Here is a 21,752-nt window from a genome sequence, read left to right on the forward strand (position 1 = left end):
TGGAGCCCCCTCGTCGTCAACGCGAGTGAGATTCAGCCGTCCAGGCGCTCTCCGGTTGACGTGGAGAAGACGTGGGTCTCGCCGGGCTGTGGCACGACCCGTACGGTCGCGCCCTTCTCCGGGACCGCGCGGCTGTTGACCCGGACCACCAGGTCCCTCGCCGCGCCCGCCACATCCGCGGTGCCGTAGACGTAGCCGTCGGCGCCGGTCTCCTCGACGACGTTCACCAGTACGGCCAGACCGGGGCCGGAGTCGTCGGCGCCGTCGGGCGGGGAGCCGCCGTCGGCCCGCCCCACCACGTCGAAGTGCTCCGGCCGGACGCCGACGGTCACCGTGCGCTCGCCCCGGTCGGCGGCGGCTCGCAGCGCCTCCCGATCGACCGGTACGACGCTGTCGCCGAATCGCACGCCGCCGTCGGTGAGGGGAGCCTCGATCAGGTTCATCGCCGGGGACCCGATGAACCCGGCGACGAAGAGGTTGGCGGGCCGGTCGTAGAGGTTCCGAGGGGTGTCGATCTGCTGCAGCAGACCGTCCTTCAGCACGGCGACCCGGTCGCCCATCGTCATGGCCTCGACCTGATCGTGCGTCACGTACACGGTGGTGATGCCGAGACGCCGCTGAAGCGAGGCGATCTGGGTGCGGGTGGAGACGCGCAGCTTGGCGTCGAGGTTGGACAGCGGCTCGTCCATCAGGAACACCCTCGGCTCGCGGACGATGGCGCGGCCCATGGCGACCCGCTGTCGCTGACCGCCGGAGAGCGCTTTCGGCTTGCGGTCGAGGTAGTCCGTCAGGTCGAGGATGCGGGCGGCCTCCTCGACCTTCTCCCGGATCACGCGCTTGTTCACTCCCGCGATCTTGAGCGCGAACCCCATGTTGTCGGCGACCGTCATGTGCGGGTAGAGCGCGTAGTTCTGGAACACCATGGCGATGTCCCGGTCCTTGGGCGGGAGGTGGGTGACATCGCGGTCGCCGATGCGGATGGAGCCGGAATTCACGTCCTCCAGTCCCGCGAGCATCCGGAGCGAGGTGGACTTGCCGCACCCGGACGGGCCGACCAGGACGAGGAACTCGCCGTCGGCTATCTCGATGTCGAGCGCGTCGACGGCGGGCTTGTCGGCGCCCGGGTATATCCGGGTCGCCTGGTCGAACGAGACTGTGGCCATGGTGAAGGGCCCCCTTCTACCGGCAGGAACGTGCCGGACGATCCGTTGTAGGAAGGTGGTGGCACGGCGACGGGCTCGGCCGTGTCGTGCGGTTCTGTCGTGGTGTGGTCCATATGGGTGACCTGCCAGGACGTTACCCGGGGTCCCCCCGGGTTGTCAGCAGCCGAGGGAAGGGGAACTTCGGCGGAACCCCTATGCTCGCCCCAGCGCCCCGGGCTCCCTCCCCCGGAGAGCGGGGCACTGTGTAGAGTGGGCCGGGTCTCTGCGCGCGTATGTCGGGTTTCCGCGCGATGCCTCCTTAGCTCAGCTGGTCAGAGCGCCGCTCTTGTAAAGCGAAGGTCGTCGGTTCGAATCCGACAGGGGGCTCCCGGGTCGACGCCCTCGCCATCTCGGTCGCGGGGGCGTCGACGTCTTTCACGCCGCCCCCGGTTCCGGGCGCCGGTGGAGAGCGAGTCTCCCGCCGGGGTGCGCGCGCCGCCACCCTCGCCGCGGCCGTTCCCGTAGGGCGATCGGAGGACCCGCTGTCCACCGGTCGTGTGGGCCGATCGGGGGACCCCGGCAAGCCGCCGGCTTTGACAGTTTCACGGTGACCGAGCGGGCCGCGGAAGGGCGTCGCGCGGTCCTCGCCGAACCGCCCACAGTCAGGAGGACGCGGAGATGCTCAAGAACATCGAGAACCAGTGGATCGACACCGTCGAGGAGGAGCTGGACGAGTCGGACTCCGGGTACGTCCGGCAGGCCGGGATCCCGGTATCCGGCACGTTCACCATAGGGGACAACTTCATCGGGTTCGCCGTGGTCACCACGGGCACCGTCAACCTCGTCGGGGGCGGTCTGCGCTGAGAGGGGCGGGCGCTCGCCCGCGGCTTCGGCCGCGGGTGTGCGTCGTGGAGGAGACCTCGATGTGCCGGGCCGTCCGGGAGGGCGGCTCGGCACACGCGTGAACCGGGGGAAGCGTCCTTCCGCCGGGCGGCGATCCGATCGGGGGAGTCGGCGGGAGGTCGCGGCCGCCTACGTTGGCGATGACAGGGCGGCCGAAGAGTGAGCCGCGCGGTGGTCGCCGAGCCACCGACGACCAGGAGGACTTGGAGATGCCCATGAACACCAAGACCCAGTGGATGGACGACATCGAGGACGAACTCCACGAGTACACCGACGGATACGTCCGCCGGGCGAACGCCCCCGTTTCCGCCACGTTCACCATCGGCGACAACATCGTGGGTGTCGTCGTGATCACGGGCAACGTCGGCATCGGAGGCGGCGGTTCGGGCTGAGCGACTCGGTGCTCGCCCGGCGGCTTCGGCGGCGGGCGTCGTGGAGGACTCCCGGAGTGCCGGGCGCGTCGTCAGGCGGCCCGGCACTTCCGTCTCGTCCGGGCTCGCCCGTCGGGGGAGGAGCGGTCGTCCCGTAGGACCACCGATCCGACGATGACGGGCAGGACACCCCAGGCGACTCTGGAAGCACGACGCACGACGAACGAGTTGAGGTGCCATGGACGCCGAGACCGTGCTGGAGCGCACCGGCGACGCCGGTGGCGCGGAACTGAGCGAGAGTACGCCGGGCTTCCTGGCCCCGCCGTCGACGATTCCCGTGAGCGCGACCTTCGTCATGATGGTCGCCTGCTCTCCCGGCGGCCTGGCCTACATGGCGGTGTCGGTGTGCCTGGAGATCGCCGGCTGACGCCCACCACACCCGCGGACCCCGGCCGTGATGTCAGGGCGCGCGCTCGTGGGCCGCGGGCCCGGCGTGGGTGGTGTGGCGTGGGGGCCCCTTGGTCACCATCAGCCCGCCGACCAGCGCCGCCAGCAGCATGATCCCGGTGCCCAGCCAGATCGCCACGGTGTAGCCGTGCACCACTCCCTCCCGGGTGACGAGGTCGCTTCGCGCGGGGTCCGTGAGGTTCGCGGCGATCCAGGACGCGGACGCCGTGGTGGCGACGGTGTTGAGCAGGGCGGTCCCGATGGAACCGCCGACCTGTTGCACGGTGGTGACGGTGGCCGAGGCGACACCGGAGTCACGCGCGGAGACGTCGGCGGTCGCGGTGGCGAAGACGGTCATGACCGTCGCCCCGACCCCCAGACCGATGAGGACGAGCGCGGGCAGGACCTCGGAGGCGTAGGCGGAGTCCGCCCTGATGCGGGTCAGCAGCGACATGCCGGTCGCGGCGAGCAGCATCCCCGGGACGAGCAGGACCCTCGGGGCGACGCGGTGCAGCAGCCGAGCGGAGATCTGGGTGGAGCCTACGGTGATCGACAGGGTCAGCGGGAGGAAGGCGAGGCCGGTTCGGACAGGCGGGTAGCCGAGGACGGACTGGAGGTAGTAGGTGAGGAAGAGGAACAGACCGAAGAGCGCGGTGACGGCCAGCATCAGGGTCACAAGGCACCCGGCCCGGTCGCGGTCCCGAACGATGCGCAGGGGCAACAGCGGCACGGGCGCGCGTGCCTGCCGGAGCACGAAGGCGGTGAGCAGCAGTGCCGCGCAGCAGAGGCATCCGATGATCAGAGGGTCGACCCAGCCGCGGGTCTCGGCCTCCGCGCAACCGTAGACGAGGGTGACCAACCCCCCGCAGCCCAGGAGCGCCCCGGGGACGTCCAGACGCGCGTGGGTGTGCGCCGGTCGGTCCTGTGGCAGGGCGAGACCGCCGGCGAAGGCGACGATGGCGATCGGCACGTTGACGTACAGGCACCAGCGCCAGTCGAGGTACTCGGTCAGCACACCGCCCAGGAGGAACCCGATGGCGGCTCCGCTGCCGGCCAGGGCGCCGTAGACGCCGAAGGCCCGGCCTCGTTCCCTCGGGTCGGTGAACGTCGTGGTGAGCAGGGACAGGGCGGCGGGGGCCAGGAGCGCCGCGAACACGCCTTGGACGGCCCGCGCGCCGAAGAGGGTGGCCGACCCGGTGGCGGCACCGCCGAGGGCCGAGGCGCCGGCGAAGCCCACGAGTCCGATCAGGAAGGCACGCTTGCGGCCGGCGAGGTCCGCGACTCGTCCGCCGAGCAGGAGCAGCCCCCCGAAGCTCAGGGTGTAGGCGGTGACCACCCACTGCCGGTCTCCGTCGGAGATGCCGAGATCGCGTTGGGCGGAGGGGAGGGCGATGTTCACGATCGTCGCGTCGAGGACGACCATCAGCTGGGCGAGGGCGATGACCACCAAGCCCCACCACCGGCGCGGATCCGCGTCGGCGGGGACGGCCTCTTCACCCGTTCGGGTGAGTCTCACTCGGCCAGAACACCACGGATCGCCGGGTGCCGCATCCTTGCTCGCCGTCCACCCGGCCGGGCCCCGCACGCGCCGCCCGGCGGGGCCCGGCCGGGTGTCGGTGGCCGGGGGCAGCATGGGGTCATGGCGACTGAGGACGTGGAGGGCCCGGCGGTGTCGCGGGAGAGGAGCGCCCCGGGGGTGGTGCGACGGGCGCGGCTGCCCGAGGTGCGGCTGCCGCCCCTTGAGGCGTACGGAGGGGCGGCGCTGAGCCGGGACGGCGACTACGACGGGGTGCGGATCGAGGGGGCCGATCTCGCGGGCCAGGACGGTGCGGGCGCGCGCTTCCTGGACTGCGCGTTGACGGCATGCGCGCTGGACGAGACGGTGTTGCGCCGCGCGCGCCTGCTGGATTCGGTGCTGACCGAGGTGCGCGGTGTGGGCACCGACCTCGCCGAGGCCGTGCTCCGCGACGTCGAATGGGTCGACGCCCGCTTGGGCGGGGTCGCGCTGCACGGGGCGACGCTGGAGCGGGTGCTGGTCCGGGGCGGCAAGTGGGACTGCGCGAACTTCCGCGGCGCCCGGATGAGGGACGTGACGTTCGAGGGGTGTGTGCTGGTGGAGCCCGACTTCGGCGGCGCCCGGCTGGAGCGGGTGCGGTTCGCGGACTGCGCGGTACGCGGCGCCGACCTGACCGCGGCGACCTGCGGCGACGTCGATCTACGGGGTGCCCGGCCGTTGGAGATCGCCCATGGGTTCGACCGGCTCGCGGGCACGGTGATCAGTCCGGCCCAGATGCTGGATCTGGCTCCGGCGTTGGCGGCCCGGCTCGGGGTCCGCGTGCTGGCGGAGGGGGCGACGCCGGAGGGGGGCGGGTGAGCGGGCGTCCGGCCCCGGTCTCGCCGCTTCACCGCCCCGGCGGGCGCGCGTCGGGGGGCGCGTCCCTGTCAGGGCAGGCGGGGGAAGCGTGCCTGGAGGGTCCAGAGTGCCGGGTTGTCGGCGAGGTCCTCGTGCAGATCGATCAGGTCGGCGACCAGATCGTGCAGGAAGTCCCGGGCCTCCCGGCGAAGCTCGGAGTGCGGGAAGGACAGCGGTGGCTCGGTGGTCGGGAGCCACTCGGCGTCGATGTCGACCCAGCCGAAGCGGCGCTCGAACAGCAGCCGGTCGCTGGACTCGGTGAAGTCCAGCTCGGCCCGCTGCGGCCGGGAGGCCCGGGAGCCGGCCGGATCCCGGTCCAGGTGTTCCACGATGTCGCACAACGCCCAGGCGAAGTCGAGCACGGGCACCCATCCCCAGGCCGTGGAGACCTCACGGTCCGAGCGGGTGTCCGCGAGATGGACGTCGCCGCAGAACAGGTCGTGGCGCAGGGTCCGCACGTCGGCGCGCCGGTAGTCGGTCTGCGGCGGGTCGGGGAAGCGGTTGGCGAGGGCGTAGCCGATGTCGAGCACCGGGTGATGGTGTCATGCCGCCGTGTCCGCCCCGCCGCGGGTGCGGCGGGCACGGTCCGGAGGGCCGGAGACCCGGGAGCCCGGGGAGGCGGGGTGTCCGGGTGCGTCGCCGGGGCGTCGCCTCGGGCCGTCGCGGGGGCCGGGGCCTAGGATCGCGGCGTGCGTCTTCGTCGTCGATCCGCCCTGGTCGCCGCCGCCTCGGTCGTTCTCTCGGCATGCGGCGGCGGGAGTGGGTCCGCCGGAGCCCCGGGCGGCTCCGGCGTGGGCGACCCCTACTTCCCGCTGGCGGGAAATGGCGGATACGACGTGGCCCACTACGCCCTCGATCTCGACTACGACCCCGACCGGCGACATGTGGCCGGGCAGGCCACGCTCACCGCGCGCGCCACGGAGAAGCTGCCCGCCTTCAACCTGGACCTGGAGGGGCTGGAGGTGGCGGGGGTCGTCGTGGACGGGGTCGAGGCCCGCTTCGACCGTGCGGGCCAGGAGCTCACGGTCCGCCCGGCCGATCCCGTCGACCGGGGCGAGACGTTCCGCGTCACGATCCGGTACGCGGGCCGTCCGGTGACCGTCACCGACCCGGACGGATCGCGGGAGGGGTGGCTGCCCACCGAGGACGGGGCGCTGGCCCTCGGTCAGCCCGTCGGTTCGGCGGCGTGGTTCCCCGGCAACCACCATCCCTCGGACAAGGCGACCTACGACGTGGCGGTGTCGGTGCCCGAGGGCCTCGCCGTGGTCTCGAACGGCGAGCCCGCCGGGACACGGACCGTCGACGGTCGGACCCGGTACGCCTGGCGCACCGAGGAGCCGATGGCCGGCTACCTGGCCATGTTGGCGATCGGGCGGTGGGAGATCGAGCGTTCCCGGACGGCCGACGGGCTGCCGATCGTCACCGCCGTCGACCCGGACCAGGCGGCGCAGGCCGCTCCGGTGCTGGCGCGGATCCCCGAGGTGCTGTCCTGGGCGGAGGAGATCTTCGGCCCGTACCCGTTCTCCTCGGCCGGGGCGGTGGTCGATCGACCGGCGGACGTGGGGTACGCGTTGGAGACGCAGGGTCGGCCGGTCTTCCCCGGCGCCCCGGACATCGTCCTGCTCGTCCACGAGTTGGCGCATCAGTGGTTCGGCGACTCCGTCTCGCCCAGGACCTGGCGCGACATGTGGCTCAACGAGGGTTTCGCCACCTACGCGGAGTGGTTGTGGCAGGAGGAGCACGGAGGGGACAGCGCCGAGCGGACCTTCCGCGCGCTCTTGGCCGGCGACCACTTCGAGGATCCCGCGGCCGACGCGGCGGTCTGGGCGTTTCCCCCGGCCGAGCCGCCGGGCGCGGCGGACATCTCCGCGGCCCCGGTCTACCAGAGGGGCGCGATGGTGCTGCACCGGATCCGGCAGGAGGTCGGGGACGACGCCTTCCGGGAGTCGGTCCGGGGGTGGGCCGCGGCGCACCGGCACGGCAACGCGGACACGGAGGACTTCGTGGCCCATGTCGAACGGGGCGCGCCGGACGTCGACTTCACGGAGATCTGGGAGCGCTGGCTGTACGGCGAGGGGAGGCCGGCCGCTCCGTGAGGGCCTCCGCCGCCGGGTGGGCGGGGCGCGGGGACGGCGCGGGCCCGCCGTCGGGGACCGAGGGGGTGTCGGGCGCGCGGGGCACCCGTGTCCTTCCTCGGTCTCCGCGCGGCGGGCCCGCGGCGGTGTCAGACGTTGACGCCGAAGTCCTGGGCGATGCCGACCAGGCCGGAGGCGTAACCCTGGCCGACGGCGCGGAACTTCCACTCGGCGCCGTTGCGGTACAGCTCGCCGAAGACCATCGCCGTCTCCGTCGCCGCGTCCTCGGAGAGGTCGTAGCGGGCGATCTCGGTGCCGCCCGCCTGGTTGACGATGCGGATGTAGGCGTTTCGGACCTGGCCGAAGTTCTGGCCGCGGTTCTCGGCGTCGTAGATGGAGACGGGGAAGACGATCTTGTCGACGTCGGCCGGGAGGCCGGAGAGGTTGACGTTGATCGCCTCGTCGTCGCCGGCGCCCTCGCCGGTCCGGTTGTCGCCGGTGTGCACGATGGTGTTGTCGGGCGTCTGCTTGTTGTTGAAGAAGACGAAGTGCGCGTCGGAGTAGACGCGTCCCTGGTCGTTGACGGCGATGGCGGAGGCGTCGAGGTCGAAGTCGGTGCCCGTGGTGGTGCGGACGTCCCAGCCGAGGCCCACGGTGACGGCGGTCAGGCCCGGAGCCTCCTTGGTGAGCGAGACGTTGCCACCCTTGGACAGGCTTACAGCCATTGTTGGGAGTCCCTTCCCTCGTGTGCGTACGGCATGAAGCTACAACTCCCCGTGGGAACGTCGGAGGGCGCGCGCAAGGTTCCGGATGCGGGCACCTTCCTCGCGGTGGATTCCCGGGTGACGTGGACCGCTCGTCGGAGGGAGGATGGGGGCATGTCCGGTCCCCACGTCATCCGCAGCTCCGTCGTCCTGCCCGAGGCGGAGTTGGAGTGGCGGTTCTCGCGTTCCTCGGGGCCCGGGGGGCAGCACGTCAACACCACGGACTCCCGGGTGGAGGTCCGTTTCGACCTCGCGCGCACTCGGGCGCTGCCCGAGGTGTGGAAGCGGCGTGCGTTGGAGCGACTGGCCGGGCGACTGACCGACGGGGTCGTCAGTGTCCGCGCTTCCGAGCATCGTTCGCAGTTTCGCAATCGTGAGGCCGCGGCCGTGCGGTTGGCGGCGTTGCTGGCGGAGGCGAGCGCGCCCCCGCCGCGGGCTCGCAGGCCGACCCGGGTGCCCCGAGGGGTCGACGAGCGTCGGCTGCGGGAGAAGAAGCGGCGTTCCCAGACCAAGCGGGGTCGTTCTCCGAAGGACTGGGGCTGACCCGGCCGGGGGTCCCGGGGGCGGGAGCGCTCGCGTGGGGGTCAGTCCAGGTGCCGGTAGCGGCCCCGGAAGTACGTCAGCGGGCGGCCCTCGGCGTTCGGGAGCGCGGCGGCCAGGACCCGGCCGACGACGAGTGTGTGGTCGCCCGCCCGCACCCGTTGTTCCGTCCGGCACTCCAGCGTCGCGAGGGCTCCGGACACCAGGGGCGCCCCGGAGACGGCCCCGCGGACCCGGGGGATGTCCTGGAACAGCAACCGGTCGCTGACCCGTCCCTTCATCGCGAATCGGCCGGCGATGTGGCGTTGGTTCTCGGCGAGTACCGAGACCGCCCAGTGTGGCCGCTCGGCGAGGAGGTCGTCCATCCGTGAACCCTCGCGCAGGCTGACCAGGACCAGTGGCGGGTCGAGGGAGACGGACAGGAAGGCGGTGGCCGTCATGCCGACGTCCTCGCCGCTCGGCGCGTTCGGGTCGTCCGGGTCGAGCGGGGGCTCCTGCGCGGTCACCAGGACCACACCCGAGGCGAGTCGGGAGAGGGCGGTGCGGAACTCGTCGTCGCTCACCCCCTCAGGATGCCCCTGATCCGGGGTCGGGAGGAGGGTGACGGGGAGGGCGGCGGTGGGAGTGTTCGACACGCCGCCACCGTAGTTCGCCGCGCGGGGGCTCGGCATCGGTCCCGGGGCGGGGTGATGGTCTAGGGCCGTGGTCGGAGGCCGACGACCGGAGGGGCGAGCGGCGACGCGGTCGGAGTGGGGCGTCGGGTGTGCGCGCATTCCCCATCGGCGCTCAGTCGACACATAGCCGATGCGCAAGAACCTCACACAATTGTTCATCTTTCGCTGTGACTTGAGACACAAGGGGTGAGAATTGTTGACCCTGTGTGCCGAGTGCGGAGCGCGCTGTGATTCAGTGGCGGGGAGGCCACAAGGGCACCGCAGGAACAAGGCGCCGCCACCATCCCTTGAATCGCTGCGGTGTCTCGGGGGGAGGGCGAGCGTGGAGACCGACTCGGAGCCGTATGTGCGCCTCGCGTCCCTGCGGCGGCTGCACCAGGCCATGGCCGACATGAACACGGCCCGCAGCCTGGCCGACACCCTGCAGACCGTGGCCGACGGCGTCGTCCAGGCCCTCGGATACGAGCTGGCCTGCGTCAACCTGGTGCGACCCGACGGCGACCTGGTCGTCGCCGCCTTCGCCGGCAACCAGGCCGCGGAGGCCCTGGTCACCGGTCGGGTCGGCTCCCGCGCCTCCTGGGAGCGCAGGCTCACCATGGGGGAGCGGTGGGGCGACCTGGTCTACATCCCTCACACGGAGGGGTGGGTCCTCGACGACGACGACGTCCCGCAGTGGTACACCGACGGTCCCGGCCCGCGCTTCGAGGACGAGTGGCACCCCGCCGACCGGCTCTTCGCCCCGATGTACGAGCCCTGCGCGCACGGCGCGTCCAGCGGCGAGCTGGTCGGCGTGCTGTCCGTGGACAAGCCGCGCAACGGTCGCCGCCCCGGGGCCTGGGGGCGCGAGGCGCTCCAGATGTACGCCTTCCAGGCCGCCATAGCCGTCAACAACGCCCGGCTCCGTTCCAACATGCAACGGGCCCTGATCCGCCTGGAACGCGAGCAGCAGGCTCTGCGGGCCAGCGAGGAAAGCTTCCGGCAGGCCTTCGAGCACGCCCCCTCGGGCATGGCCGTGGCCGAGATCGGCGGGGACCAGCACGGCCGGATACTGCGGACCAACGACGCCCTGTGCCGACTGTTGGGCCGCACCGCCTCCGCCGTGCGGCGCCACTCCTTCTCCGACCTGGTCCACCCCGAGGACGTCGGCACCCTGCTGAGGTCGGCCGCCGAGGGCGGACGCGCCGAGCTGCGCCTCGGGCGCCGGGACGGCACGTACGTCTGGGTCTCGATCCGCAACAGCGTCGTGGCGGACGCCGCCGACGGGCCGCGGTTCCTGCTCACCCACGTCGAGGACATAGAGGACCGCAAACGCCGGGAGATCCAGCTCGCCCACCGGGCCTCGCACGACTCCCTGACCGGCCTGCCCAACTCCTCCGAACTGCGCGCCCGACTCGCGGGCCGCCTCTGCGCACGCCCCCGGACGGCCCCCTCCGCGGTCGACGCGGTGGACGCCGCCTACGGGGACGTCGTCCACGACGCGGACGGCCGGCGCTTCGTCTTCCCGCCCGGCCCCGACCCCCACGCCGGGTACGGCCGGCACACGCACACCGTCGCCCCGGGCGGCGACCGAGGGCACCACGTCGACGACGGGACGAAGGGGCTCGCGGTCCTCTTCTGCGACCTGGACGGCTTCAAGTCGATCAACGACCGGTACGGGCACACCGCCGGTGACACGGTGCTGGTCGAGGTGGCCCGACGGCTCACGGCGGGCGTCCGGGACGGCGACACCGTCGCCCGACTCGGCGGTGACGAGTTCGTCATCCTGGCCGACGGGCTCGGCCTGGCCGACGCCCAGGACCTCGCCGTACGGCTCCGCAACGAGATCATCCAGCCGATCCGCGCCGAGGGCCGGCCCGTCCGGGTGGGGGCCAGCTTCGGCATCGGATGGGCCGAGTGCGGCATGACCGCGGACGAGGTGCTGAGATCCGCCGACGAGCGGATGTACGTCGAGAAACGCTCCCGCCCCCGGCAGCACCGACGGGCCGGCTGACCGCCCGCCGCACGCCGAGAGGGGGCGGGAGTCACCCTTTCGGGGCATGGGTAACGGGTAGGCTCGCCCTCTCAGCACTCGCCAAAGCACCGCACCCGGTTAGGAGACCAAGGGATGACGCCCGGCGACAACGGCGCGAGCACGCCCGAGGACGACGACCCGTTCGGCTATCTCTACGCCGACGGACAGGCGAACGGGGCCCAGCCGCCGTCCGGCGGATACGGCTACCCCCACTCCGTCAACCGGGTGCGCGCCGTGGGCCGGCGCCCGTACGGGCAGGCGGCTTCCGCCCCGGCCGCCGGCGCGCCCGCGCCGGGGACCGCCGCCGCGACCCAGGACGCCCACGGGCCGAACCCGCACTACGCCGCTCCGGAGGCGCTCGCCGGCGGAGGGGGCGTCACCGGACCCGGCCCGTCGCGGCCGCCTCGGGCCGGGGGCGGGGGCCCGTCCCGGGGATCGCACGCCAAGGGGCTGCTGTGGGGTGCCCTCGCCGTGGTCGCGGCGGTCGTCGTCGGTATCGGGGTCGCCGTCTTGGGAGGCGACTCGGACGTCCCGAGCACCGACGACCGGGCGGCCGGAGCCTCACCGGCCCCGTCGCCGAGCGACGACCCCGACTCCGCTACGGACGACGACGAAGAAGAGGAGGAACCCGCGGAGTTGCCGACGGCCGACGCCAAGACGCTGCGCCTCGGTTCGGGTGTCGAGACCGCCTCCGACGTCCAGGGAGCCCAGTCGGACGGCGGCGTCTACGTCACCGGGCTCGACTCGGTGGGGTCCTCCGTCACCTGGAGTGTCGACGGCATCCCCGAGGACGGTGACTACACCCTCTTCGCCCGGTACAGCGCGGCCGGGAGCGACCAGTCGATGACGCTCACCGTCAACGGCAAGACCTTCGGCAGCAAGCTGAACATGAGCAACTTCGCCGGCGCCGGCGACGGCGACTTCGCCAAGGGCTGGACGCAGACCTACGCCTACCCCACGCTCACCGAGGGCACCAACACCCTCACGCTCTCCTGCGAGAAGGGCGACGGGTGCGACGTGCTGCTGGATCAGCTGTGGTTGAAGAAGGGTCAGGTCACCGGCTGACGTCCCGGGGTCTCGCGCGGGCGGCGACCCGATCGCGCTCGTCCCGGCAGACAGGGGGTGGAAGGTGGACCCCCGTTCGGTGGGCCGCGCGTCCCCCGAAGCCCGACCCACGTGGGGGAGGCGCGGGACGGCGATCGCGACCCAAGCTGAACGCGTACGTCTCTTCCCTCACCGAGCGAGGTGTTTCGTCGTGACCGCGCGGACGCACACGTGTACGCAACATGTTCCCGGATCCCGGACCGAGTTGCGCGAAGGCGACGGAGGGGTCTACCGCCCCGACCCGTCCCCGACCACGGCCACCCCCGCGACCGGGTGGATTCTGCTGGCCTCCGTGGGAGTGCTGGCCGGTGGCGCCGCCGCGGCGTGCGTCGTCGAGGCGGTCAAATGACGTTCGCGGCACCGCGCCGGTCCCGCCTCGCGGGCCGGCGCTCGGCCCCACACCCGGCACGGCCCTCGCCTACCGGTTCGGAGGCTCCGGCGTGATCTCGACGCCGGCCAGCGTCTCCTCGTAGGCGACCGGGTCGAAGTCGCGCGCGGCGGCGATTCCGGACACCGCCATGGCGACCGCGCGGGCCAGCCGCCCGGGCCACGGCACCCCCTCCACCAGGCCCGACAGCAGGCCGGCGATCACCGCTTCGCCCGCGTCGACCGGGTCGGCCCCGGCGCGGGCGGGCGGTGTGACGCGCCAGAGTCCCTCCGGTGTTCCGGCGATCAGGCCCCGCGCGCCGAGCCGGACCACCACGGACCGCGCCCCGCGCCGCCGGGCGTCCCCCACGGCCCTGACCGGTTCGTGCGAACCGGTCAGCCCGGCCAGCGTCTCGGGGCTCGTCGTGATCGTGTCGGGTCGGGCGGCCACCGCGCGGCGAAGCGGCTCGCCCGTCATGTCCAGCAGGGTGGGCACTCCGTCGGACCTCGCCTCGCGTACCAGATCGGCGTAGGCGCCGACGGGCAGCCCCGCCGGCAGGTCCCCGCAGAGGGCGACGGCGTCCGCCTCGGCGAGCGCCTCCCGGTAGGTCGAGCGGAAGGCGGCCCACTCGGCGACGGCCGTCGCCGGACCGGGCCCCTCGGGCCCGGTCCCCGCCTTCCGCGCGCCGAGAGCGCGCCCGACGGGTTCCACCACCGCTGCCGGCGAGTCCGGCCGGCCGCCGGCCGCGCCGAGGCGGACGCGTGCCGCTTGTCCGTCGGGGCCGCCGCCGAGGCCGGCGACGGTGACCCGGTGGCCGAGCGCGACCAGCGCCCCGGCCGCTCCCAGGCCCCGCCCGCGCGGCCGAGCGGCGGCGTCGCTCCGCCGGGGGCGGTCCGGTCGGGGTGGCGCCACCCGGCAGGCGGCGTCCCGCGTGACGATGAGGATCACCTCGGCGACTCCCCCCGACGGTCCGCGGCTGTCCGGAGACGTTTCTCCGGACAGGATCATGCCAAACCGGCGGCCGGCCGGCCGGCCCCCCGTCCGCCGGACCCCCCCGGTCCCGGCGAAGACCGGCCATGCCGGGGATCGACCACCCAGACCCCCCGACGCATCACGCCCACCACGTGCATGGCGGCGTCCAACACCACCAGGTCGGCGTCCTTGCCAGGGGTCAGCGAACCGATCCGCTCGCCCATGCCGAGAAGGCGGGCCGGGGTGGCGGACAGGGCGGTGACCACGTCCTCGACCGGCAGGCCGTCCACCGTCACCGCCCGCCGGAACACCCGGTCCTGGGTGAGCGTCGACCCGGCGATGGAGCCGTCCGTCACGAGCCGGGCCACCCCGTCCACCACCTCCACCTCAAGCGGCCCCAGCGGGTAGCGGCCGTCGCCGTCGCCCGCGGCGGCCATCGCGTCGGTCACGAGGGCGACACGATGGGCCCCGACGGCGCGGAAGGCCAGGCGCAGGGTGGCCGGATGCAGGTGGACGCCGTCGTCGATCAGCTCCACGGTGACCCGGTCGTCCTCCAGCAGCGCGGCGATCGGGCCGGGGGCGCGGTGACCGAGCGGCGGCATCGCGTTGAAGAGGTGGGTGGCGACGGTGACGCCCGCGTCGACGGCCCGGACCGTGCGTTCGTAGTCGGCGTCGGTGTGTCCGGCGGCGGCGATCACACCCCGCTCGACCAGGAGCCGCACCGATTCGATCCCCCCGGGCAGTTCCGGCGCGAGGGTGACCATGCGGGCCTGCCCGCGGCAGGCGTCGAGCAGTCGGCGGACCTCCGCGGGGTCCGGGTGCCGCAGCCACTCTTCGGCGTGCGCGCCCTTGCGGGCGGGGGAGAGGAAGGGACCCTCGAAGTGGACTCCGGCGATGTCGCCCTGCTCGGCCAGTTCGGCCAGCAGACCCGCGCGGCGGGCCAGACCGTCCGGGTCGCCCGTGACGGTCGACGCGACGAGCGTGGTGGTGCCGCGGGCCCGATGGACGCCGACGCCGGCGAGGACCTCGTCGGCGGTGCCCGAGGCGAACGACACCCCGCCGCCTCCGTGGTTGTGGAGGTCGACGAAACCGGGGACCACCCAGTGCCCGGTCAGGTCGACGGACTCGGTGTCCGGCGGTGTCGCCGCCGCGGCGCCCGCCGGGCCGAGGGTCTCCCCCCGGTCCGAACCGCCGACCGGGTCGTGGCGCGCGCACACGGGGACGGACGGAGCCGTGGCCGCCACACGTGCCCCCTCGACCAGCACCCGGCCGTTGTCCACCGTCCCGGTGGGGAGCACCACCCGGGCGCCGGTGAGCAGTGTGCGGCGGGCCATCAGACGATCACCGGCGTCGTCGGGCTTGGGGTCGGGGTCGCCGACGCGGGTCGGCCGGGCGTGGGGGCGCCGGTGAGCAGATCCCAGGCGAGCAGCCCCGCCCCGAGGCAGCCCGCGGTGTCCCCCAGGGTCGCCGGGACGATCTCGGGGGTTCTCTGGAAGGTGACCCGACGCCCGAGAGCCGACCGCAGCGGCCCGAGGAGCGTCTCGCCCGACTCGGCGAGGCCACCCCCGACGACCACTCGGCCCGGGTCCAGCAGGGTGATCGCGGCGACCAGCCCGTCGGCGAGCGCGTCCACGGCGTCCGCCCAGACCAGTGCCGCACGGGTGTCGCCCGCCTCGACCGCCGCGGCGCAGTCGGCGGCGTCCGCGCCGGGGCCTCCGCCGGACCCGGCCCAGGCCGCGCCCACGGCCGCCGCCGAGGCGTACCGCTCCAGGCAACCCCGCCCGCCGCACGGGCACGCCGCTCCCCCCGGGCGCACGACGAGGTGACCCATCTCGCCGGCGCGTCCGTGGGCGCCGGCCTCCACGCGGCCGTCGACACCCACCGCCGCGGCGATTCCGGTGCCCAGCGCCACGAACAGGTGGCGGGGGGAGCCCCGCCCCGCCCCGATCCGGCCCTCGGCGAGGCCGCCCGCGCGTACGTCGTGGCCGACGGCGACGGGGATGCCGGCGAGCCGGTCGCCGAGGAGCCGGCCCAGCGGGACGTCGCGCCAGCCGAGGTTGGCGGAGTGCACGGCGTTTCCGGTCCGCTCGTCGACGATCCCCGGCACGGCGACCCCGGCGGCCCGCGCCGGGGACCCGAACCGGTCGGCTCCCAGGGCGGCCAGCTCGCCGGCGAAGTCGAGGATCGCGGCGACGACCGCCGGCGCGCCCCGCCCGCGGGGGGTGTGCCGGCGGGCGCGGTGCGAAACCTCGCCCTCGGCGTCGACCAGCGCGCCCTTCATGCCGGTGCCGCCGACGTCCAACGCGATGACGTGTTCCACGGGAGACAGTGTGTCCCGGCCGCCCCGAGAGGTCTAGTCCACTTCGGGGTGGGTGAGGGGTGGGTGAGTGCCCCGCGTGTCGGAGCGCGCAGAGGCCGGGCGCGCGCCATCCGGTCGGGCGGGGGCGCCCGCCTCCTGTCGGCGGCCGGGGCTACCGTCGGGGTCATGGACGAGACACCGCCCCTGGGCCCCCGCGAGCGGGCCATCCTGGCGCTGGAGGGGCGGGGGTTCCCCGGTCCCGGAGCGAAAGAGCGGGCGATCCACGAGGAGCTGGGACTGGCACCCGTCCGGTACTACCAGCTCCTCAACGCGCTCTTGGACGACGCTCGCGCGCAGGCCGCCGATCCGGTGACCGTGAAACGGTTGCGCCGGGTGCGCGAGGCCAGGCGCGCCGACCGGTGAGCGGTCCGCCCTGTGCCCTCGGCCGACGCGGGTGCTCGCCAACGGCGTCCCGGACGCGGTCGCCGGGCGCCGATCGGCCGCCGCGCGCGGGCATGTTCCCGGGGCCTTCGGGATAGCTTCGCGGCATGGGCAGCCACAAGGACTCCTCCGACCACCCCGATCCCGTCCCCGACCCGCCCCTTCCGGCGGTGCCGGACCTGCCGACCCCGTCCACGCGTGCCGGGCGTGCGGGGCTCGACGCCTTGATCGCCGACCCGGGCCGGGCGCTGATCGCGCTCGACTTCGACGGCACGCTGGCGCCGATCGTCGCCGACCCCGAGCGGGCCCGTGCCCACCCGGGCGCCGTCGCCGCGCTGGTCGCGCTCGCCTCACGGGTGGCGTCCGTCGCGGTGATCACCGGCCGTCCGGCGGTCGTGGCGGTGCGCCGCGGTGGCCTGGCCGGGGTGCCCGGGCTGGAGCGGTTGGTCGTCCTGGGCCACTACGGCGCCGAGCGCTGGGACGCCGCCACCGGCGCGGTCACCGCGCCGGCCCCGCATCCCGGGGTCGACGCCGCCCGAGCCGAGATCCACGGGTTGGTGGGGAGTGCCGAGGCGGCGCGGGGCACCTGGATCGAGGACAAGGGCTTCGCGGTGGCGGCCCACACGCGGCGCGCGCGCGACCCGCAGGCCGCCCTCGACGTCCTGCGCGCCCCGCTGGAGCGGCTCGCCGACCGCAACGGTCTGGTCGTCGAGCCGGGCCGGATGGTCCTGGAGCTGCGCCCGCCCGGCACGGACAAGGGCGTCGCGCTGCGGGATCACGCCCGGGCGGTCGGCGCGGCGGCCGTGCTCTACGCGGGAGACGACCTCGGCGACCTGCCGGCCTTCGCCGCCGTGGAGACCCTGCGCGCGGAGGGCACCCCCGGCCTGTTGGTGTGCGGCGGGAGCGACGAGGTGCCCGAGGTCGCCCGACGGGCCGACATCGTGGTGGCGGGCCCCGGGGGTGTGGTGGCGCTGCTGCGCGACTTGGCCGCGCGGTTCGCCTGAGCCGCTCGGACGGGGCGGGGCGCCGCCGGCGCCGCGCCGTCCGCCGCGGGGAAGGGGTCCGCTTCCGGGGGGAGGTCAGCCCCGCAGCGCCCGGAGTTGCTCCAGGAACCACCGGTCGGGGGGCAGCGCGGTGGCCGCCGCGGCCAGCCGCCCGGTCCGCTCCGCCCGCTCGGCCGCGGGCATGCCCAGCGCCTCGTGCAGCGCCCGCGCGGTGTCCACCACGTCGTAGGGGTTGACGGCGAGCGCGTCCCGGCCCAGCTCCTCGTACGCGCCGGCCTCGCGGGACAGCACCAGCGCGCACCCGTCGTCGGAGACCACGGGCACCTCCTTGGCGACCAGGTTCATGCCGTCGCGGACCGGGTTCACCAGGGCCACGTCGGCGAGGCGGTAGGCGGCCAGGGACCGCGCGAAGTCGTCCTCGACGTGGAGCACGACCGGCGTCCACCCCGCCGTCCCGTACTCGGCGTTGATCTCCTCGGCGACCCGCCGCACCTCGGCGGTGTAGTCCCGGTAGACGGCGAGGTCCTGGCGGGAGGGGTAGGCGAAGGCGAGGTGCACCACGCGGTCCCGCCACTCCGGCCGGTCGGCCAGAAGGCGGCGGTAGGCGAGGAGGCCGCGCACGATGTTCTTGGACAGCTCGGCGCGGTCGACCCGGACGACGGTCCTGCGACTCCGGCCCTCCGGGTCCTCGCCGATCTCGGCCCGCAGCGCCGCCATCCGCTCGGTCACGTCCGGCTCGTGGGAGCGGGCCCGCAGGAAGTCCGCGTCGGCGCCCAGCCCGTGCACCCCGATCCCGGTGTCCCCGAGTCCGCCGAGGAGGGTGTCGCAGCATCGGGTGAACGCCTCGGCCCAGCGGTGGGTGAGGAAGCCGAGCCGGTCGGCGCCGAGCATGCCGCGCAGCAACCGTTCGGCGACGTCGTCGGGCAGGATCCGGAAGTACTCCACCGGGGCCCACGGGGTGTGCGAGAAGTGCCCGATGCGCAGGTCGGGCCGCAGCTCCCGCAGCATCCCCGGGACCAGCGCCAGGTGGTAGTCCTGGACGACGACCGCGGCGCCCTCGGCGGCCTCCTCGGCCAGCGCCTCGGCGAAGGCCCGGTTGTACGCCTCGTACGACGCCCACCGCCCGCGGAAGTCCACGTCGAAGACGGGCTCCAGCGGCGTCCGGTAGAGCATGTGGTGGACGAACCAGAGCACCGAGTTGGCGACGCCGTTGTAGGCGTCGGCGTGCACGTCCGGCGGGATGTCCAGCATCCGCACGCCGTCCTCGGTCACACCGCGCCGCACCGCCTCCCGGTCGCCCTCGCCGAGGGTCGAGCAGACCCACAGGGCGCCCGCGTCCGGACCGATCGCGGACAGCCCGGACACCAGCCCCCCGCCGCCCCGGCGCGCCCGCAGCGAGCCGTCCTCCCGGACCTCGTAGGAGACCGGCCCGCGGTTGGAGGCCACCAGCACGTGGGCGGCACCGAACGTCGAAGCGATAGCCATAGCACCTCCCCTAGCCCGACCCGGGAGGGCTCAAACCCGTGTGGGGGCGGGTGGGACGCCGGTCTCAGGCCACTTGGCGGGCGGCGTACTCGGGGATCTGCGCCATCGGCGGGCGCTCCTCGGTGTCGACCGGGTGGGTGCGTGGCTCGAACCCGTCCTCGCCCCGCTCGAACTGGGTGAGGGAGGGCCGCACCAGGTGCCCTCGGGCCAGCCGGAGCTGGGCGGTCCGGTAGATGGCCGCGGCCATCCGGCCCAGGGCCTGACCGTCCTGGTGGCGATGTTTGCGGACCCCGACGTCCACCTGCGCCAGGGCGTCCAGGCCCACCAGGTGGAGGGCGTCGACCAGCATGCCGAGTTCGACGCCGTATCCGACGGGGAACGGCAGCCGCTCCAGCAGGGAGCGGCGGGCCGCGTACTCGCCGCCGAGCGGCTGGACGAAGCCGGCCAGCCGCGGCCAGTGCATGTTCAGCAGGGGCCGTGCCATGAGTTCCGTCACGCGTCCGCCCTGACCCGGCGTGGAGCCAAGGGGCCGGTCGTACATGGCCTTCACCAGGGCCACGCCCGGGTCGGTGAGGAGCGGGCCGATGGTCCCGGTGACGAAGTCGGGCGAGAAGTCGCGCAGGTCGGCGTCGACGAAGCAGACGATGTCACCGTCGGTGACGTGCAGTGACCGCCAGAGCACCTCGCCCTTGCCGGGCGCGGTGGGGATGTGGGGCAGGATGGCGTCCCGGTGCGCCACCCGGGCGCCCGCCGCCTCGGCCACGCGCGCGGTGCCGTCGGTGGAACCGGAGTCGACGACCACGATCTCGTCGATCAGCGGGAACCGGCGCACCAGCTCCTCGCGGATGATCGTCACGATGTCGCCGACGGTCTCCTCCTCGTTCAGCGCGGGCAGTACGACGCTGACGGTCTGGCCCGTCGCGGACTTGGCGGCCATGAGATGGCGCGGGGGGCGGTCGGCCGCGGACCAGGAGCGATCGACCAACCAGCGCTCGACTTCCTCCAGCACGATCAGCGGCTCCTTCCTGTCGGGCCCGTGGGCGCGGCCACGGCCCGTCTCGCGGTTCGGACGGCACTCTCCACGGTTCCGGCCTTCCGTTACAGTCTTGAACAACGCGGATGACCGTCGCATGTCGGGTTCCCCGTTGTCACAACCGCATACAGCTCATCCAGAGGGGCAGAGGGAAACGGCCCGTTGAAGCCCCGGCAACCCTCCAGCCGGTACTCGTACCCCACCGTCGCCGTCGGCGCGGTCGGTTCGCGCGAGGCTCCCGGCTAGGGAAGGTGCCAAGTCCGTCTCACGGCGAGATGCGTCGTGGGAAAGATGAGGAGAAAGGGCCTCGCCTGCCATGGCTTCCAAGACTCTCGCCCCCGCGTCACCCTCGGCCGCCCCGTCGGACGGCGCCCGCGGCCCGGTGGACCTCGGTCCCGCCGCCGCGCTCGCCTGTCGCGAGTGCGGTCACCGTGTCCCTCTCGGTCCGGTCTTCGCCTGCGCGGAGTGTTTCGGCCCGCTGGAGGTCGCCTACGACTTCGACGACCTGGACGCCGAGGAGCTGCGTCGGCGGATCGAGGCGGGCCCCGCGAGCGTCTGGCGCTACGCGCCGCTGTTGCCGGTCCCGGCGGACGTCGCCTCCCGACCCAACCTGAATCCGGGCTGGACCAGGCTGGTGCGGGCCGACAACCTCGCCCGCGAGCTGGGGGTGACCGGTGGGCTCCACGTCAAGGACGACTCCGGCAATCCGACGCACTCCTTCAAGGACCGGGTCGTGGCCCAGGCCCTGGAGGCGGCCCGCGCCTTCGGTTTCACCACGCTGTCCTGCTCCTCCACCGGCAACCTGGCCGGCGCGGTCGGGGCCGCCGCCGCCCGGGCGGGGCTTCGGAGCTGCGTGTTCATCCCGCACGACCTGGAGCGGGGCAAGGTGGTCATGGCCGCCGTCTACGGCGGCGACCTCGTCGGCATCGAGGGCACCTACGACGACGTCAACCGCTTCTGCTCCGAGTTGATCGGGGATCCGGCAGGCGAGGGCTGGGGATTCGTCAACGTCAATCTGCGGCCGTACTACGCGGAGGGCTCGAAGACCCTGGCGTACGAGATCTGCGAGCAACTGGGCTGGCGGCTGCCCGAGCAGATCGTGGTGCCGGTCGCCTCCGGTTCGCAGCTCACGAAGATCGACAAGGGGTTCCGGGAGCTGGTCCGGCTGGGGCTGGTCGAGGACCGTCCCTACCGGATCTTCGGCGCGCAGGCCGCCGGCTGCTCGCCGGTGTCGGCGGCCTTCAAGGCCGGGCAGGACGTCGTCCGCCCGCAGAAGCCGGACACCATCGCCAAGTCGCTGGCCATCGGCAACCCGGCCGACGGGCCGTACGTGCTGGACATCGCCCGACGGACCGGGGGCGCGGTGGAGGACGTGACGGACGCGGAGGTCGTGGACGCGATCCGGCTGCTGGCGCGGACCGAGGGTATCTTCGCGGAGACCGCGGGCGGGGTGACGGTGGGCGTCACCCGCAAGCTCGTGGAGTCCGGTGTACTCGACCCGGGGAAGACCACCGTCGTCCTCAACACGGGCGACGGACTCAAGACGCTGGACGCCGTGGAGGGGGCGGGGCTCTCGGCGACGATCCGCCCGAGCCTGGCGTCCTTCCGGGAGGCCGGTCTCGGCTGACCGCCGCGGTCCCGCTTCGCCCCGGAGATCGTCCGCGCGCCGACGCGGGACCGCAGCCCGTCCGCGTGCCGCCGGGGCCG

At 73.8% G+C, this 21,752-nt stretch carries 22 protein-coding genes, 1 tRNA gene and 1 riboswitch; of the genes, 13 read left to right on the forward strand and 10 right to left on the reverse strand.

Annotated features, from left to right (window positions below; genetic code table 11):
* Positions 1-32: 32 nt before the first annotated feature.
* The gene (gene ugpC / locus JEK78_RS12200; protein WP_200258402.1) at positions 33-1,163 is read right to left on the reverse strand and encodes a sn-glycerol-3-phosphate ABC transporter ATP-binding protein UgpC; all 1,131 of its coding nucleotides are present in this window, start codon (positions 1,161-1,163) and stop codon (positions 33-35) included.
* 292 nt (positions 1,164-1,455) lie between these two features.
* On the opposite strand from ugpC, the gene JEK78_RS12205 reads away from it, so the two are divergent.
* The 4 genes from JEK78_RS12205 (at position 1,456) to JEK78_RS12220 (ending at position 2,843) form a co-directional block, all read left to right on the forward strand.
* A tRNA-Thr gene (locus JEK78_RS12205) sits at positions 1,456-1,529 on the forward strand.
* A 291-nt stretch (positions 1,530-1,820) separates the two neighbouring features.
* A complete protein-coding gene (locus JEK78_RS12210) occupies positions 1,821-2,006 on the forward strand; it encodes a hypothetical protein (RefSeq protein ID WP_200258404.1) in 186 nt (61 codons plus the stop codon).
* Between the two features lie 254 nt (positions 2,007-2,260).
* The gene (locus JEK78_RS12215; protein WP_200258405.1) at positions 2,261-2,437 is read left to right on the forward strand and encodes a hypothetical protein; all 177 of its coding nucleotides are present in this window, start codon (positions 2,261-2,263) and stop codon (positions 2,435-2,437) included.
* Positions 2,438-2,654: 217 nt separating this feature from the next.
* Positions 2,655-2,843: a hypothetical protein gene (locus JEK78_RS12220; protein WP_200258406.1), complete on the forward strand. Its 189-nt coding sequence runs from the start codon at positions 2,655-2,657 to the stop codon at positions 2,841-2,843.
* Positions 2,844-2,876: 33 nt separating this feature from the next.
* Here the strand turns inward: JEK78_RS12220 and JEK78_RS12225 are convergent, their stop codons facing one another.
* The gene (locus JEK78_RS12225; RefSeq protein ID WP_347341207.1) at positions 2,877-4,286 is read right to left on the reverse strand and encodes an MFS transporter; all 1,410 of its coding nucleotides are present in this window, start codon (positions 4,284-4,286) and stop codon (positions 2,877-2,879) included.
* A gap of 216 nt (positions 4,287-4,502) precedes the next feature.
* On the opposite strand from JEK78_RS12225, the gene JEK78_RS12230 reads away from it, so the two are divergent.
* Positions 4,503-5,237, forward strand: coding sequence for a pentapeptide repeat-containing protein (locus tag JEK78_RS12230; RefSeq protein ID WP_200258410.1), 735 nt, complete (start codon positions 4,503-4,505; stop codon positions 5,235-5,237).
* Between the two features lie 68 nt (positions 5,238-5,305).
* Here JEK78_RS12230 and JEK78_RS12235 read toward each other — a convergent pair whose 3' ends face one another.
* Complete coding sequence (locus JEK78_RS12235) at positions 5,306-5,806, reverse strand: hypothetical protein (protein WP_200258411.1); 501 nt, start codon at positions 5,804-5,806, stop codon at positions 5,306-5,308.
* Positions 5,807-5,965: 159 nt separating this feature from the next.
* Between JEK78_RS12235 and JEK78_RS12240 the strand changes: the two genes are divergently transcribed.
* Positions 5,966-7,372, forward strand: coding sequence for a M1 family metallopeptidase (locus tag JEK78_RS12240; protein ID WP_200258412.1), 1,407 nt, complete (start codon positions 5,966-5,968; stop codon positions 7,370-7,372).
* 128 nt (positions 7,373-7,500) lie between these two features.
* Here the strand turns inward: JEK78_RS12240 and JEK78_RS12245 are convergent, their stop codons facing one another.
* Positions 7,501-8,076 (reverse strand): TerD family protein, encoded by a 576-nt coding sequence (locus JEK78_RS12245; RefSeq protein WP_200258413.1) that lies wholly within the window; start codon positions 8,074-8,076, stop codon positions 7,501-7,503.
* Positions 8,077-8,229: 153 nt separating this feature from the next.
* Between JEK78_RS12245 and arfB the strand changes: the two genes are divergently transcribed.
* On the forward strand, positions 8,230-8,658 hold the full coding sequence (arfB, locus tag JEK78_RS12250) for an alternative ribosome rescue aminoacyl-tRNA hydrolase ArfB (protein WP_200258414.1): 429 nt from the start codon (positions 8,230-8,232) through the stop codon (positions 8,656-8,658).
* A 41-nt stretch (positions 8,659-8,699) separates the two neighbouring features.
* On the opposite strand, the gene JEK78_RS12255 is transcribed toward arfB, so the two are convergent.
* Positions 8,700-9,218 carry a flavin reductase family protein gene (locus tag JEK78_RS12255; protein WP_242483397.1) on the reverse strand — a complete coding sequence of 173 codons (519 nt, stop codon included), beginning with the start codon at positions 9,216-9,218 and terminating at the stop codon, positions 8,700-8,702.
* Positions 9,219-9,651: 433 nt separating this feature from the next.
* On the opposite strand from JEK78_RS12255, the gene cdgB reads away from it, so the two are divergent.
* From cdgB to JEK78_RS12270, 3 genes are all read left to right on the forward strand, one after another.
* The gene (gene cdgB / locus JEK78_RS12260) at positions 9,652-11,319 is read left to right on the forward strand and encodes a diguanylate cyclase CdgB (protein WP_200258421.1); all 1,668 of its coding nucleotides are present in this window, start codon (positions 9,652-9,654) and stop codon (positions 11,317-11,319) included.
* 114 nt (positions 11,320-11,433) lie between these two features.
* Positions 11,434-12,405: a carbohydrate-binding protein gene (locus tag JEK78_RS12265; RefSeq protein ID WP_200258422.1), complete on the forward strand. Its 972-nt coding sequence runs from the start codon at positions 11,434-11,436 to the stop codon at positions 12,403-12,405.
* A gap of 244 nt (positions 12,406-12,649) precedes the next feature.
* A complete protein-coding gene (locus JEK78_RS12270; protein WP_200258423.1) occupies positions 12,650-12,793 on the forward strand; it encodes a hypothetical protein in 144 nt (47 codons plus the stop codon).
* Between the two features lie 69 nt (positions 12,794-12,862).
* Here JEK78_RS12270 and JEK78_RS12275 read toward each other — a convergent pair whose 3' ends face one another.
* The 3 genes from JEK78_RS12275 to JEK78_RS12285 are packed head-to-tail and all read right to left on the reverse strand — an operon-like array spanning position 12,863 to position 16,103.
* Complete coding sequence (locus JEK78_RS12275) at positions 12,863-13,759, reverse strand: PfkB family carbohydrate kinase (RefSeq protein ID WP_200258424.1); 897 nt, start codon at positions 13,757-13,759, stop codon at positions 12,863-12,865.
* 56 nt (positions 13,760-13,815) lie between these two features.
* Entirely contained in the window at positions 13,816-15,117 is a 1,302-nt protein-coding gene (nagA, locus tag JEK78_RS12280) for an N-acetylglucosamine-6-phosphate deacetylase (RefSeq protein WP_200258426.1), read from the reverse strand.
* A complete protein-coding gene (locus tag JEK78_RS12285) occupies positions 15,117-16,103 on the reverse strand; it encodes an ROK family protein (RefSeq protein WP_200258428.1) in 987 nt (328 codons plus the stop codon). Before JEK78_RS12285 ends, nagA begins: the two co-directional genes overlap by 1 nt.
* Before the next feature lie 165 nt (positions 16,104-16,268).
* On the opposite strand from JEK78_RS12285, the gene JEK78_RS12290 reads away from it, so the two are divergent.
* On the forward strand, positions 16,269-16,505 hold the full coding sequence (locus tag JEK78_RS12290) for a DUF3263 domain-containing protein (RefSeq protein ID WP_200258429.1): 237 nt from the start codon (positions 16,269-16,271) through the stop codon (positions 16,503-16,505).
* Between the two features lie 125 nt (positions 16,506-16,630).
* Positions 16,631-17,527, forward strand: a complete 897-nt coding sequence (gene otsB / locus JEK78_RS12295) for a trehalose-phosphatase (protein WP_200258430.1) — start codon at positions 16,631-16,633, stop codon at positions 17,525-17,527.
* Positions 17,528-17,602: 75 nt separating this feature from the next.
* Here otsB and JEK78_RS12300 read toward each other — a convergent pair whose 3' ends face one another.
* Positions 17,603-19,006, reverse strand: a complete 1,404-nt coding sequence (locus JEK78_RS12300; RefSeq protein ID WP_200264125.1) for a trehalose-6-phosphate synthase — start codon at positions 19,004-19,006, stop codon at positions 17,603-17,605.
* Between the two features lie 70 nt (positions 19,007-19,076).
* Positions 19,077-20,021 carry a glucosyl-3-phosphoglycerate synthase gene (locus tag JEK78_RS12305; RefSeq protein ID WP_200258431.1) on the reverse strand — a complete coding sequence of 315 codons (945 nt, stop codon included), beginning with the start codon at positions 20,019-20,021 and terminating at the stop codon, positions 19,077-19,079.
* Between the two features lie 153 nt (positions 20,022-20,174).
* Positions 20,175-20,343, forward strand: a riboswitch (SAM riboswitch).
* Positions 20,344-20,361: 18 nt separating this feature from the next.
* Between JEK78_RS12305 and thrC the strand changes: the two genes are divergently transcribed.
* Complete coding sequence (gene thrC, locus JEK78_RS12310; RefSeq protein ID WP_200258433.1) at positions 20,362-21,672, forward strand: threonine synthase; 1,311 nt, start codon at positions 20,362-20,364, stop codon at positions 21,670-21,672.
* The last annotated feature ends 80 nt before the right edge of the window (positions 21,673-21,752 follow it).

It is taken from the genome of Streptomyces sp. HSG2 (genome assembly GCF_016598575.1).
Taxonomy (GTDB): Bacteria; Actinomycetota; Actinomycetes; order Streptomycetales; family Streptomycetaceae; genus Streptomyces.